The 12,605-nt window shown below is 47.2% G+C and carries 12 protein-coding genes and 1 tRNA gene; 6 read left to right on the top strand and 7 right to left on the bottom strand.

Translation table 11 applies throughout. The features are described 5' to 3' along the window. Positions 1–50: 50 nt before the first annotated feature. The gene (locus tag ACMUEV_RS10025) at positions 51–1,172 is read left to right on the top strand and encodes a site-2 protease family protein (RefSeq protein WP_415354765.1); all 1,122 of its coding nucleotides are present in this window, start codon (positions 51–53) and stop codon (positions 1,170–1,172) included. A gap of 439 nt (positions 1,173–1,611) precedes the next feature. Here ACMUEV_RS10025 and pdxH read toward each other — a convergent pair whose 3' ends face one another. Next, complete coding sequence (gene pdxH, locus ACMUEV_RS10020; RefSeq protein WP_190648130.1) at positions 1,612–2,253, bottom strand: pyridoxamine 5'-phosphate oxidase; 642 nt, start codon at positions 2,251–2,253, stop codon at positions 1,612–1,614. A gap of 106 nt (positions 2,254–2,359) precedes the next feature. Between pdxH and ACMUEV_RS10015 the strand changes: the two genes are divergently transcribed. Next, on the top strand, positions 2,360–3,406 hold the full coding sequence (locus ACMUEV_RS10015) for a glucokinase (RefSeq protein ID WP_190648133.1): 1,047 nt from the start codon (positions 2,360–2,362) through the stop codon (positions 3,404–3,406). Here the strand turns inward: ACMUEV_RS10015 and ACMUEV_RS10010 are convergent. The 6 genes from ACMUEV_RS10010 to ACMUEV_RS09985 form a co-directional block, all read right to left on the bottom strand. Then, positions 3,401–3,826, bottom strand: coding sequence for a DUF2358 domain-containing protein (locus tag ACMUEV_RS10010; protein ID WP_190648134.1), 426 nt, complete (start codon positions 3,824–3,826; stop codon positions 3,401–3,403). The two genes, ACMUEV_RS10015 and ACMUEV_RS10010, sit on opposite strands and share 6 nt — an antisense overlap. Further along, positions 3,819–4,715, bottom strand: coding sequence for an MBL fold metallo-hydrolase (locus ACMUEV_RS10005; RefSeq protein ID WP_190648136.1), 897 nt, complete (start codon positions 4,713–4,715; stop codon positions 3,819–3,821). Before ACMUEV_RS10005 ends, ACMUEV_RS10010 begins: the two co-directional genes overlap by 8 nt. Before the next feature lie 40 nt (positions 4,716–4,755). Beyond that, complete coding sequence (locus ACMUEV_RS10000) at positions 4,756–5,712, bottom strand: methyltransferase domain-containing protein (RefSeq protein ID WP_190648138.1); 957 nt, start codon at positions 5,710–5,712, stop codon at positions 4,756–4,758. Between the two features lie 48 nt (positions 5,713–5,760). Then, positions 5,761–7,131, bottom strand: coding sequence for a serine hydrolase (locus ACMUEV_RS09995; RefSeq protein WP_190648139.1), 1,371 nt, complete (start codon positions 7,129–7,131; stop codon positions 5,761–5,763). A 21-nt stretch (positions 7,132–7,152) separates the two neighbouring features. Further along, positions 7,153–8,196 carry a D-alanine--D-alanine ligase family protein gene (locus tag ACMUEV_RS09990; protein ID WP_190648141.1) on the bottom strand — a complete coding sequence of 348 codons (1,044 nt, stop codon included), beginning with the start codon at positions 8,194–8,196 and terminating at the stop codon, positions 7,153–7,155. Positions 8,197–8,331: 135 nt separating this feature from the next. Next, positions 8,332–8,414 (bottom strand) — tRNA-Leu (locus tag ACMUEV_RS09985). Between the two features lie 178 nt (positions 8,415–8,592). Here ACMUEV_RS09985 and ndhL point away from each other — a divergent pair. The 4 genes from ndhL (at position 8,593) to ACMUEV_RS09965 (ending at position 12,562) form a co-directional block, all read left to right on the top strand. Then, on the top strand, positions 8,593–8,805 hold the full coding sequence (gene ndhL / locus ACMUEV_RS09980; protein WP_017289246.1) for an NAD(P)H-quinone oxidoreductase subunit L: 213 nt from the start codon (positions 8,593–8,595) through the stop codon (positions 8,803–8,805). Between the two features lies 1 nt (position 8,806). Further along, the gene (locus tag ACMUEV_RS09975; protein ID WP_017289247.1) at positions 8,807–9,109 is read left to right on the top strand and encodes a DUF3007 family protein; all 303 of its coding nucleotides are present in this window, start codon (positions 8,807–8,809) and stop codon (positions 9,107–9,109) included. A 56-nt stretch (positions 9,110–9,165) separates the two neighbouring features. Next, positions 9,166–9,966, top strand: coding sequence for a tryptophan synthase subunit alpha (gene trpA / locus ACMUEV_RS09970; RefSeq protein WP_190648142.1), 801 nt, complete (start codon positions 9,166–9,168; stop codon positions 9,964–9,966). A gap of 397 nt (positions 9,967–10,363) precedes the next feature. Next, on the top strand, positions 10,364–12,562 hold the full coding sequence (locus ACMUEV_RS09965) for an SLBB domain-containing protein (protein ID WP_190648144.1): 2,199 nt from the start codon (positions 10,364–10,366) through the stop codon (positions 12,560–12,562). Positions 12,563–12,605: the final 43 nt, after the last annotated feature.

Here is a 12,605-nt window from a genome sequence, read left to right as displayed (position 1 = left end):
GACAGAACCCAGGGCGATCAAAATCGTCTGCTACATCGGAGGTACCCGATATGAATAACATTCGTGTCGGCAGTTTGTTTGGAATTCCTTTCTATGCCAACCCATCCTGGTTTTTAGTGTTGGGCTTAGTCACTTTTAGCTATGGCTCAGGACTGGCAGCCCAATTTCCCAATTTGCCTTCGGGGCTGTCTTGGGGATTAGGATTGCTCACAGCACTGCTATTGTTTGGTTCTGTGCTGGCTCATGAACTCGGTCACAGCTTTGTGGCGCTGAAGCAAGGTGTGGGTGTCAAATCGATCACGTTGTTTCTATTCGGGGGATTAGCGAGCTTAGACAAAGAGTCGCAAACTCCCGCTGAAGCATTTCAAGTTGCGATCGCAGGGCCTTTAGTCAGTTTGCTCCTTGCTGGTTTGGCAACCCTTTTGGCAGTTGGTACGGGCATCTCTGGGGCACCTGCTGCAATCTTGGGCGTGTTGGTTTCGGTGAACTTCGCGTTAGCGCTCTTTAATCTGATTCCGGGTTTACCGCTGGATGGCGGCAACATTCTGAAAGCCTTAGTCTGGAAAGTGACGGGCAACCCTTACAAGGGGATGAAGGTTGCGGGTCGGGTCGGTCAATTGATCGGTTGGTTAGCGATCGCATCGGGACTGCTACCCTTGGTTGTATTTGGCGGTGGGCTGAACTTCTGGAATATCTTGATTGGTTGGTTCTTGCTTCAGAATGCCAGCCAAGCTGCTCAGTATGGCGTGGTGTTGGATCGCTTAGCAGGGCTGACAGCATCCGATGCCGTCAGCACAAATAGCCCGGTTGTTGCTGCTTCGTCAACATTACGAGAGTTTGCCGATCAGCGGATTCTGGATCAGCGGGTGTGGCAGAAGTTTTTAGTCACAAACGCAGAGGGTCAACTGCTGGGTACGCTTTCCATCGAGGATTTGAAAGCGATTCCGAGTGATCTGTGGTCTGAAACTTTGGTTCAAACCCTCGTAAAACCGCTTGACCCATCTCTCATGGTACAGAGCGATCGTCCCTTGTCAGAAGTGGCAACCTTGTTGGAAGAACGCAAGTTGACTGCACTTTCCGTTGTTCAAGAAAACAATATCTTAGTGGGCTTGCTCGAAAAAACTGCGATCGTGAATCTGCTTCAGAATCGAGCCTATGCTGTTCCGGCATAGACTCAGATTGAAACATACAGCAGGCATTGTTGAATGAGAAGGTGAATCAGACTGGAATGCCTCAAGTTCATCGTCAGGCAAAAGGTTACACTCCATTGATAGCAGAAGCCGATGCAACGTATTGGAAACGCTGAATCCTTTTGCTCAGAACGCTTTAGAGGATGTTTTAAAAGTATAGAAAGTTTCTTCGCTCTCGTTGCTATCCCGCCCGTGATTGAAAATCCGGGCTAACAGAAGCAAGTCCACTCAAGGGACTAAAAGACTTTCAGCATCAAGTTTCCAGTCCTTTTCAAAGGACTTCGTACCGTTAGCCCCGACTTCCAGTCGAGGGGCGGGTGAGTGCCAGAAACGATACTTTTCAAACATCCTCTTAGAACGATAGAGAGACTTGCGATCGTGGCTCTTAATTTTAGCGTTGAGCCACGATCGCATTCTTGTATTAAGGAGACATCCGTTCGATCGTCCAATGATCTCCTTGACGACGGTAGAGTAAGCGATCGTGCAATCGACTTGGTCTGCCTTGCCAAAATTCAATCTCGCGTGGAATCACTCGAAATCCGCCCCAATGCGGCGGACGCGGTACTTCCTGGCTCTCATATTCCACTTTCAACGCCGCTAATTTCTGCTCCAAAACATCCCGATTCGGGATAATTTCGCTCTGCTCCGATGCCCAAGCTCCCAAACGACTGTTGTGCGGACGACTGAAAAAATAGCCATCCGATTCTTCAGCAGACACTTTTTCAACGCTGCCGACAATTCGCACCTGGCGTTCTAGCTCTGTCCACAAAAACACCAAAGCTGCTTGAGGATTCGCTTCTAACTCTTTTCCTTTGTTGCTGTTGTAGTTCGTGAAAAAAGTAAAACCGCGATCGTCAACGGCTTTCAACAACACAATCCGAGCCGCAGGAATGCCATCTTTGCTGGCGGTTGCCAAAGTCATTGCATTCGGTTCTGGCAACTCTGCCTTCACCGCTTGATCAAACCAGTGTTGAAATTGTTGAAAAGGATTCGGATCAACATCCGTTTCGTTTAACGTTTCTTTGGTGTAATCCTTTCTGAGATCCGCAATCGAAGACATCATCGTTTATTTTTTATGCGCCATTTTCTATTCTATTCGCCTGGGAGATCACAAAAAGCGATCGATCTGGCATAACTTAAAAAGGTTGCGATCGGAGAGTAATGTAAAAATGGCGCTGTTATTAGCTGGCGATATTGGTGGAACGAAAACAATTTTGCGACTGGTGGAAGCTCAAGTAGATCAGACGGAAACAGCGAAAAGTAGCTTATTTGAGCAACGCTATGTCAGTCGTGACTTTCCTGATCTCGTGCCGATGGTGGAAAAATTCTTGCAAGAAGCACAGCAGGCAACCGGACAATTATTTGCGCCAGAAAAGGCTTGTTTTGGAATTGCTGGTCCAGTTGTGAACAATACCAGTAAAGTCACGAATGTTGGCTGGATGTTAGAAGGCGATCGCTTATCTGAACAACTCTCGATTCCGAAAGTTTCCCTGATTAATGACTTTGCCGCGATCGGTTATGGGATTCTCGCCTTAGAGCCGACAGATCTGCATGTCTTACAACAAGGTCAGCCGAAGGAAAACGCTCCGATTGCTGTGATTGGGGCAGGAACGGGCTTAGGACAGGGCTATTTAGTGCATGATGGCACGGCTTATCAAGTGTTTGAATCTGAAGGTGGACATGCCGATTTTGCGCCTCGGACGGAATTAGAATTTCAGATGTCGCGCTACTTACTGGATAAGTTAAATATTGAACGCATCTCGGTCGAACGAATTGTTTCGGGACAGGGCATCATTGCCATTTATCAATTTTTGCGCGATCGCGATTTTGCTAAAGAATCTCCAGAGATTGCAGAGATTATGCATACTTGGAATTCGGAAATCGGACGAGAAAAAACCGTTGATCCGGCTGCTGCCATTTCTCAAGCCGCATTAGAACAGCGCGATCATCTGTCTGAAAAAACCATGCAAATGTTCATTGATGCCTATGGTGCAGAGGCAGGCAACCAGGCTTTGAAATTGCTTCCTTATGGTGGCTTATACATTGCAGGTGGAATTGCTGCGAAAGTGTTGCCCTTGATGGAAGAAGGAAGCTTTGTGCGATCGTTCCAACTGAAAGGAAGAATGCGATCGCTGATGGAACAAGTTCCCATTCAAATCGTGCTCAATCCACAGGTCGGATTGATTGGGGCAGCCCTTTGTGCGTCAAGATTATGATTCGCCTCGCTGAAAAAACTGTTTGAGAATTTCACCTGGAGGGCGATCCCAAGTATCTAAATGATTGTTGATTAGCCCTTCAGAATTCACACTGTAAGTTGATGTGCCATTAAAGAACAATCGCGCTTTCCAGGGAACTCTCAAAGTTCCTCGAACTGTCCATTCTGCTAGGATCGTCGATTCATCTTTTGGATAGACTTTGTGTAGATCGAAGAAGAGTTCTGTAAAAAATAGCTTTCCGTGAAAGCGCAATGTCCAGAAGATAATTCGGTAATTGAACTTCCATTTGAACGTATTGACGGGATCTTTGAAAAAGATATCGGAACTGTAAATGTCATAGGTAATATCTTTCTCAAACAAGGTGGGTAAGTCTTGTTTCAGCGTCTGAATTATCTCGTCAATCCGCTCTTGTTCAATCATCCCAGTCCCCCGTGTCTTGATTCAATCCCATCCAATTCAAGCATGTTTGCATCGCTTGGTGCATGGTTTCTACATCGGCGTGATAGCGTCTACCATGTCCCGGCAGTACCCATTCAAAGTCATAGTCACTGAGCTTTTGCATCGATCGCTTTAACTCATCCCAAGAGTACCAACAAACATCTCGAAAACCAACCAAATGATTCAGTTTTGCTGACCAAGCTAAATGATCGCCAGAGAACAAGAACTGATTCTTGTACAGCAAAACAGTATGTCCCTTAGTATGTCCTGGAACGGGAATGATCAGCAGTTCAGAATCAAGCTGAAAGGGGTTTGTTCCAGTGAGTTGAATTTCTACACTTTCAGTACCGGGATTGATTTCATCACGGTGGAGAATGCGATCGCACTGAAAATGATCTCGAAACTTCTGATGATCCGCCACATCATCCCGATGCGTCAAATACAGATATTTCACTCCGCCCATTGCTTCGATACGCTTTACTAGCGGTGGCGAGAACCTTGGAGAATCGACTAAAACATTCCCTTCAGGACGTTGAATCAAATAGCTCGCAGCCCCGAAAGAATTCTCCGCATGATAGCCGCAATGATAGACATTTTCAGCGACTAAAATTGGGAAGCTTTCTTGTGCAAATTTAATATCCGTCGGTTTTTCAACCGTTCCAATTGAACCTGTTGGGCAAGCGAGTAAGGCTTGCATCGCGTGGAGTCGTTCTGTTTCATTCGCTGGTTGATGAAACACGATCGATTGACTGCCTTCACGCGAAAAAATCTCCGGTGACATCCAGCGACAAGTATCACAATCAATACACGAACTATCAACGTAAAAATCGCCTGCAGCGTTTTGCGATCGCCGATTTGCTAAATGAGCCATAGTTGACCCTTTCAAAGAGTATCTACGATCATAGCGAATTCTATTTTCGACTGCTGAGATAGAACGAGTATCCTAGCTCTGGCACATCTCCCAAGCCAATTGCATGAATTAACTCTAATCGACTAAATCGACCTGTTTCATAGCTCATTGGCATCGGAGAAACTGCTTTTTGCTCAATGACATGAAATCCTCGATCGCTTAATTTTTCAGCTAATTCACTCGGCGTATACTCAAACTTATGTTCTGGATGAATAAAGCCTTGTCGAACTTGCAAGATAGTTAGCTGACGATTTGGAGTATCTAAACAAAAGTATCCGCCTGGTTTGAGGACTCGATACACTTCTTGAATCACCCGATCTGCTTCTGCTTGCGTAATATGCTCAATGCTCTGTCCCGACCACACTAAATCAAACGTTTGATCCGCAAACGTCGAGAGGTCAGTCATCGAGATGTAGTGATAGTAAATCTGAGTGCCTTGCTCGGTTGTATGTTGCTGAATCAGAGGGGTATCTGATTGAAAAAACCGTTGCTCGATCGGTAAGTCAACAATATCAATTTGCTTAGGACAATGCGGATAACCCATTGTCAGTAAGCTTCCCTGTGGCTCAAGACCTGCTCCTCCGAGATCCAAAATTCTCTCAGCCGCAGGGAGCGCAGTTTGAATCAGTGTGAGTCGGGCTTGATGATGAGCATAGTTCCCCTGGGTGTGAAAGAACTTTTGTTCCCAACTTGCAGGAATCATCAAAAAGGAAAATAGCAGACCTAAGCGCGAGACTTTACCTTGATCGAGTTGTGATGTGTAGAAATCGATATCAGATTGGCGATCGCGCTTTTTCAAAAAATACTGATAGAGATGCTTTACATAGGTGTGGTTGCTCTCATCTCGCTTTTTCAAAAGATGAACAACCCAAAATTGCAAAACTCGCCACAAATCTTGGGGGTAATAGCGCAAGTACCGAAGAACTTTGGAGAATTTGACTTGCATTTCACGATTCATAGCGAAGTTTTCCGGTGATTGACCTGCAATAATCTACCGCAATCCTTGTTAATTTAGTCTTTTCGCCGGAAGATTCTGCCCATTTTGGCGCAAAATCAGTTGATTCACACTGCCTTGTGGGTTGCGAACAAACGTAACTTGAACATCCAGTTCTGTAATGAAGAACTGTGTTTCTGCTTCTGCAAACAGTTCAACCTTGGGTTGCTTTGTTGCTTGGAGAAACAGGCGATTTTGCTCTTTCGTAATCGCAAGCACAAAATCCGGAGCCAATTGATAGCGACCCACATAAGCATCTAACAGTTTGGGATTAATTGCGATCGCTTTTCGTTGCTTTGGCGCTTCACGCTTTGCTAAAGGAATGCGCTCATCTAAAAGATGTAATCCAATGTCATTGATATCATTTTCAGAGTTCGAGAGGACGACTACACCGATTCCTTTGTTCTTCACAAAGCCAATAAAGCTGCGAAATCCACCTGTCCCACCATCATGCATGATGATTTCTGTTCCTTTGTGGTTGAGAACATGCCACCCGATCGCGATTTGCATCTCTGGCGTTGGTGTCGAATGTTGAGGAACATGTGTTTTTTGCAGAGTGGCATTCAGCGCAGAGGGTTGTAATTGTAGGTTTACAGCTAAGAAATTTAAAAGATCATTCGTCGTCGATCGCAATCCTCCCGCTCCTGCTAAGGTTGGCAAATCCCAATAAGAAACAGGTTTACCAAAGGTATTATGTCCTTTCGTAAAACGAGCTTGCTGTTTTGGAGTCAGTTGAATTGCCGTATCATTCATCTTCAAAGGATGAGCAATCCGAGTTTTAATTAGGGTTTCATAGTTCACGCCTGCTTTCAAACTCAAAATATGACCCAGTAAACCTGCTCCTAGATTCGAGTACTCGTACTGTGTGCCGATATCTCGCGTGAGTTGATAGTTTCGGAGAAAAGTATAAAGTTGCTCGACAGTGTAATCTGCATAGGGATTGCTCTCATCTTTGGGAGCGAGATTATCCGGTAAGCGTGGTAAACCAGACGTATGCGTTGCTAGATTCAACAACGAAATTGTTTTACCGTTTCGAGTTGGCGTTTTGACTGGGAGAAACTTAGAAATCGGATCATCAAGTTTTAGCTCTCCCCGCTCTGCCATCTGGGTCAGCGCGATCGCTGTAAAGACCTTACTAATCGAACCAATCTCAAAGAGAGTATCGCCGTCTACTTTTGAATCGGCAAGGCTGTACTGAATCAGACGGCGACCTTTGCGATCGATGATTCCAACAACGATTCCAGGCATTTGTTTTTCCTGTTCAACTCGTTGTTTGAGAATGGCTAGAATTTGCTGATTTGAAGGTGTGGCTCCAGCGTGGGACATCGTTCCTCCAATGCAAGCGAAAAGGACAAGAATGACGACCAAAAATTTTCGTTTCACGGATTCACACCTCCAGCGTATTTATTGCTCCAATGCAAGCTGAATCAAGCGATCGACTAGCTCTGGATAAGGAATTCCCGATGCAGCCCACATCATCGGGTACATGCTGGTTGCAGTAAATCCAGGCAGAGTATTGATTTCATTAATCAAGACCTCTCCAGTCGATTCGACATAAAAGAAATCGACCCGGCTGAGTCCTGCACAATCGATCGCATGAAACGCCTGCAAAGCGCGTTCCTGGATCAAACTTACGACTTCATCGGGCAGATTCGCTGGAATTGTATGCGAAGATTTACCCGCTGTGTATTTTGTTTCGTAATCGTAAAAATCACTATCAAACGTAATCTCACCCACAACGGAAGCTTTGGCTTGATCATTGCCGAGCACTGCCACTTCCACTTCTCGCGCAACTACGCCTGCTTCGACGATGATTCGTCGATCATAACTCGCGGCACTATTCAAAGCCGCTTCCAATTCTGCCCGTGTGCGGACTTTCGAGATGCCCACCGACGATCCTAAATTCGCAGGTTTGACAAAACAGGGATAGCCCAGTTCCGATTCAATGCGATCGCACAATTTAGGAAAGACGCAAGGATTGGAATATACCTCTGCTCGACTCACTGCCAAATATCTCACCTGCGGCAGTCCCACCTCAGCGAACGCCATTTTCATAGCGATCTTATCCATGCCAACCGCAGATCCCATCACCCCTGATCCGACGAACGGCTTTTGCATCAATGTCAATAAGCCTTGAATTGTGCCATCTTCTCCATTTGGCCCGTGTAAAATCGGGAACCAAACATCGACCTGTTCTGCCTCAATAGGAAACTTCCAGAGATTCGTCGCCTGATCGTCACACTCCAGCGCCCCAGACTCCAGCACCGATCGCGCAATATCAGGAGAGCGCCATTGCCCGTCCTTCTGAATATAGAACGGCATCAAATCATATTTCTCCACGTTGGCAGGGTCACTCAAGGCTTGGGCAATCGATCGAGCCGATGCGATCGACACTTCATGTTCTCCAGAACGCCCACCAAACAGCAATCCTACCTTGAGTTTTGTCATGATCTGAATTTCCAAATTTCTATGGACTTTAGATCATATAGGCAACTCCGTCTAGAGCCTCTGACAAAATCGATAGGTCTAATCGTTCTGTGCGTAAAACCTGCAGCTTTCTATTCAGTTTCTAAAATTGAAGAATGGGGGCGAAGGGACTTGAACCCTTACGACCTTGCGGTCAACGGATTTTAAGTCCGTAGCGTCTACCATTCCGCCACGCCCCCAAGATTTGCGTCCTGAATTTCAAACTCGAAATCGGAAGCTTTCCAAGGATATCACTAGAATCGCACAATTAGCATAGAAATTTGTAAAACGATCGCACTTTACATTTCACTATGGGGATCACGAAGCGCGATCGAAGAAAAGCGGTAGGATAGAAACGTTAGTATTCGGTTGAAATAGATGGACGTAGCACTTCTATACCTCGCTCTCGGTGGCGCTTATCTACTCGTTGTGCCCTTAGTGATCTTTTTCTACCTCAAATCGAGATGGTACGTTGCCAGTTCGATCGAGCGGGGCTTCATGTATTTCTTAGTCTTCTTTTTCTTCCCAGGAATGCTGGTTCTTGCTCCATTTTTGAATTTCAGACCGAAAGCGCGACAAATCGAGGCGTAGAATGCGGCGGATTGATGCGATCGGGATAACATTTGGCGTATTTCTTGCGGGCGGACTTGCGTACCTGATTTTTCAGGGCGTAGGTCTGGATCAATTTAGCGCCGGAATTTGGAGTCAGGTTTTACTCGTCGGCGGCTTAATCGGATGGCTGATCAGCTATCTCACCCGCGTCCTGTCGAAAAATATGACTTACAACCAGCAACTGCGCGACTATGAAGAAGCTGTCCTGCAAAAACGACTCGAAGAATTAACGCCTGAAGAATTAGAAAAACTTCAAGCCGAAATTGAACAGGAAAAGTCTTGAAATTCCGACCCAGATTTGCAGTACGCTACTGAAGTTGTCAAATCTAGAGGGTTGAGATGTCTTCAGTGTCGGAATGCTTTGAGCGGCTTCGGAATCAGGCTCAGTGTGCGTTGATTCCCTTTTTAACTGCCGGAGATCCGGATTTAGAAACCACTGCCAAAGCGCTGGAAATTCTCGATCGCAGCGGAGCCGATTTAATTGAATTGGGCGTACCCTATTCCGATCCCTTGGCAGATGGTCCGGTGATTCAGGCTGCCGCAACGCGATCGCTTGCCCAAGGAACCCGTCTAGAAGATGTCCTCCAACTGGTCAAACAATCGGCTCCGAACCTGCGTGCGCCGATTATTCTGTTTACGTATTACAACCCGATTCTGAACCGGGGAATTGAGAAATTTTTGAAAGATATTGCAGAAGTTGGAGCAAAAGGTCTAGTCGTACCCGATTTGCCCTTAGAAGAAGCTGAAACGCTCTTGAAACCTGCAAAAGAATATGGCATTGAATTGACATTGCTCGTTGCACCGACGAGTCCAAAAGAACGGATTATGGCGATCGCCGAGCAGTCTCAAGGATTCATTTATCTGGTGAGTACCACAGGTGTCACCGGAATGCGAACACAAATGGAATCGCGCGTCAAAGATCTGATTGCCGAAATGCGGCAAGTCACCGATAAACCGATCGGAGTCGGATTCGGAATTTCTCAGCCCGAACAAGCCAAACAGGTGATGAACTGGGGATCAGATGCTGCGATCGTCGGCAGTGCCTTTGTGAAAAGACTTTCGGAAGGAACGCCTGCAGAAGGATTGAAATCTATTGAGGAATTTTGTCGATCGCTACGGGCAGCAGTTACACCTGATTGAGCAACCCCAACCCCTGGCTGTGCTCACGCATTTCAAGTTCATCAATAAATAAAAACACGGAGGATTCTACGGAAATCTCCGTGTTTTTATTCACGGGCGGAACCTGCTGATTTGTCTTACCCTGATTGAAACTGAGTAATTTTGGCTCCCGAATCATCCAGGTTTTCCTGCTCTATTCCTCAAATTTACCGGGTATATACCCAAATCAATCTCGTACAGACACGGAGCATCAGGAAAACTATTTATGTGGTTTTTATAACAAGTAGAAATTTATCCTGATCTATCCGAAGAATCACTGTATCAGTAGTCGTGTGCATCTGTAGAGGTCGCGATCGTTTTGAAGGCTCCCTCTCAATTTCCTCAATGTTGGTGTAGCAAAGTTCAACCCCGTGAGCTTATGAAGTTGAAATTAACCCCTACTCGTATTTCGCTCCTTGCTTTAGGGGCTTTCGCAGCAGTCGTTGCCCAAGAACTGACACGTTCTGATGCAAAAACACCGAGCGCTACTCCTAATAATGCCAAGTCAAAGCGCAATCCTACTGCTGTGCCTGCTTCACTGCCCAGCAGCGCTATGGCACTTTCGCAACCAGAAAGTTTGTTTTCTGCTGAAACCCCGCCCCTCGTTCCGAATCCTGCCGCCTCGTCCTCACCCAAAAATTCTCTGAAAGAGGCACCTCAGCTGAACTTTGCCACTCCGACTCTGCGGCAACCTCCTCAAGTGAGTGTCACCCCGAATCGGCTGCGCGTTGTCGATGTTAATCAACTGCCGATCGATGCACTCGTCGATGCCACCTTAAATCTCGCGAACACAGCGCCTCCCCCACCACCGCGAATCGCTGCGGCTTCCGGTGTAGACGAAGAACCTACTCCTCAGAAAGTTACAGCGGCAAACAATACTCAAAATACTCAAAATAATAAGGTTGCAAAAGACATTCAAGGACACCGTGCCCAAGCCCACATTACAGCCCTGATGCAGCAAGGAATCATGAAGGGATACAGTGATGGCACATTCCGTCCAAATGAGAAGATTACGGACGCGCAGTTTAGGGCAGTCGTCAATCAAGCCTCGAACCGCTCCAAGTCTCTTGCGACTCTGCGCCGCCCTCGCGATATTGTGAGCCGTGCTGATACTGCAACTTATATCCATCGTCAGTTGCAGCGTACTAATCCTATCGAGTCAGAGGCTCTCATTGCCAAAACTGCAACCCCGCTGCCGAAACTTGCCAGTGCTGAGATCGCACCGATTGCTCAAAGCAGTCCCTTGCCTCCCGAACTTGCTCAAAGCAGCCCTCTACCTCCCACAACCTCTCCATCTTTCACATTTGAAACCGTTCAGAACACCGCATCAGCCGATGCCGCCGACGCCGATTCCTACACGTTGGGTGCAGGCGATCGAGTGCGCGTTGAAATCTTTAATGTCCCGGAGTACAGCAAAGAATATACGGTTCTCGTGAATGGAACACTCACGCTGCATCGCGCGGGCAGCCTTTCGGTCAGCGGCTTAACCCTGCGGCAAGCGCAAAGCGCGATCGCGGCTCGATATGCGCGTTTGCTCAAAAGTCCGGTCGTCGATCTCAGCCTAATGGCATCGCGCCCATTAAATCTCGCGATCGCAGGTGAAGTCAGCAAACCTGGAACCTACTCTTTGACCGCCACCGACGGTAAGTTTCCCACGGTCACAAAATTGATTCGAGAAGCGGGTGGGATGAATCGATCGGCAAATGCCCGGCAGGTGATTGTGCGTCGTCCTCAGCGATCCGGTCCCGACCAGCAAATTCGCTTGGATATGTGGGAACTCTTCACCACAGGCAACATTCGTCAAGATCTCACCCTTCGAGACGGCGATTCAGTGTTCATTCCCGCCTCCAATACTGTGAATTTAGCAGAAGCAACTCAGATGGCAGATGCGAACTTTAGCGTCAGTTCGACTCAGCCTGTCAGTATTGCGATCGTAGGTGAAGTGTTGCGTCCGGGACCTTACACTCTAAAAGATAAAACTCCGACTCTCTCAGCCGCGATTCGAGAAGCGGGAGGCATCAAGCAGTTAGCCAACCTCAAAGAAGTCAAAGTCAGTCGGACTACGCGCACTGGCACCCCCCAGTCAATCAGTGTTGACCTGTGGCAATTGCTCAAGTCCGGCGATTTAAATCAAGATCTCGTTCTTCAGCAAGGCGATACCATCACTATTCCAACTGCACTCGCAATCAATCCTGAACAGGCAAGAGAACTCGGAGATGCGAGCTTTGCAGGCTTAGTCAAGGTTACGGTTGTCGGTGAAGTCACCCGACCCGGGCAAATTGAAGTACCTATGAATACGCCGCTCAACCAAGCTTTGCTGACCGCAGGTGGATTTACGCGTCAAGCGAATCGCCGTCGAGTTGAGTTAGTGCGCTTGAATGCGAATGGCAGCGTCACACGTCGTGACGTCTCGATCGATCTATCGCGCGGCATTGATGAGCAAGGCAATCCGCTGTTACAGAATGGCGATGTGCTCGTTGTCGATCGTAGTGGTGCAGCCAAAACAGGGGATACGCTCGAAAACATTCTCAGACCCGTATTCCAAGTCTTGCCTTTCCGCTTCTTGTTCGGGCTATAAGCTGCCTTCACCCGTCACCTGTGCCAGATTTGCTTGACTTTTG

It is taken from the genome of Leptolyngbya sp. FACHB-1624 (genome assembly GCF_047649235.1).
GTDB lineage: Bacteria > Cyanobacteriota > Cyanobacteriia > Leptolyngbyales > Leptolyngbyaceae > Leptolyngbya > Leptolyngbya boryana.
This window is presented reverse-complemented; position numbering and strand designations above follow the sequence as displayed.

What these genes read in the sequence shown, in the direction of transcription:
- ACMUEV_RS09975 (WP_017289247.1), top strand. Translation starts at nt 8,807, where the DNA reads ATGCGGCGGATTGATGCGATCGGGATAACATTTGGCGTATTTCTTGCG.
- ACMUEV_RS10025 (WP_415354765.1), top strand. Translation starts at nt 51, where the DNA reads ATGAATAACATTCGTGTCGGCAGTTTGTTTGGAATTCCTTTCTATGCC.
- ACMUEV_RS10015 (WP_190648133.1), top strand. Translation starts at nt 2,360, where the DNA reads ATGGCGCTGTTATTAGCTGGCGATATTGGTGGAACGAAAACAATTTTG.
- ACMUEV_RS10000 (WP_190648138.1), bottom strand. Translation starts at nt 5,712, where the DNA reads ATGAATCGTGAAATGCAAGTCAAATTCTCCAAAGTTCTTCGGTACTTG.
- ndhL (WP_017289246.1), top strand. Translation starts at nt 8,593, where the DNA reads ATGGACGTAGCACTTCTATACCTCGCTCTCGGTGGCGCTTATCTACTC.
- ACMUEV_RS09965 (WP_190648144.1), top strand. Translation starts at nt 10,364, where the DNA reads ATGAAGTTGAAATTAACCCCTACTCGTATTTCGCTCCTTGCTTTAGGG.
- pdxH (WP_190648130.1), bottom strand. Translation starts at nt 2,253, where the DNA reads ATGATGTCTTCGATTGCGGATCTCAGAAAGGATTACACCAAAGAAACG.
- ACMUEV_RS10005 (WP_190648136.1), bottom strand. Translation starts at nt 4,715, where the DNA reads ATGGCTCATTTAGCAAATCGGCGATCGCAAAACGCTGCAGGCGATTTT.
- trpA (WP_190648142.1), top strand. Translation starts at nt 9,166, where the DNA reads ATGTCTTCAGTGTCGGAATGCTTTGAGCGGCTTCGGAATCAGGCTCAG.
- ACMUEV_RS09990 (WP_190648141.1), bottom strand. Translation starts at nt 8,196, where the DNA reads ATGACAAAACTCAAGGTAGGATTGCTGTTTGGTGGGCGTTCTGGAGAA.
- ACMUEV_RS10010 (WP_190648134.1), bottom strand. Translation starts at nt 3,826, where the DNA reads ATGATTGAACAAGAGCGGATTGACGAGATAATTCAGACGCTGAAACAA.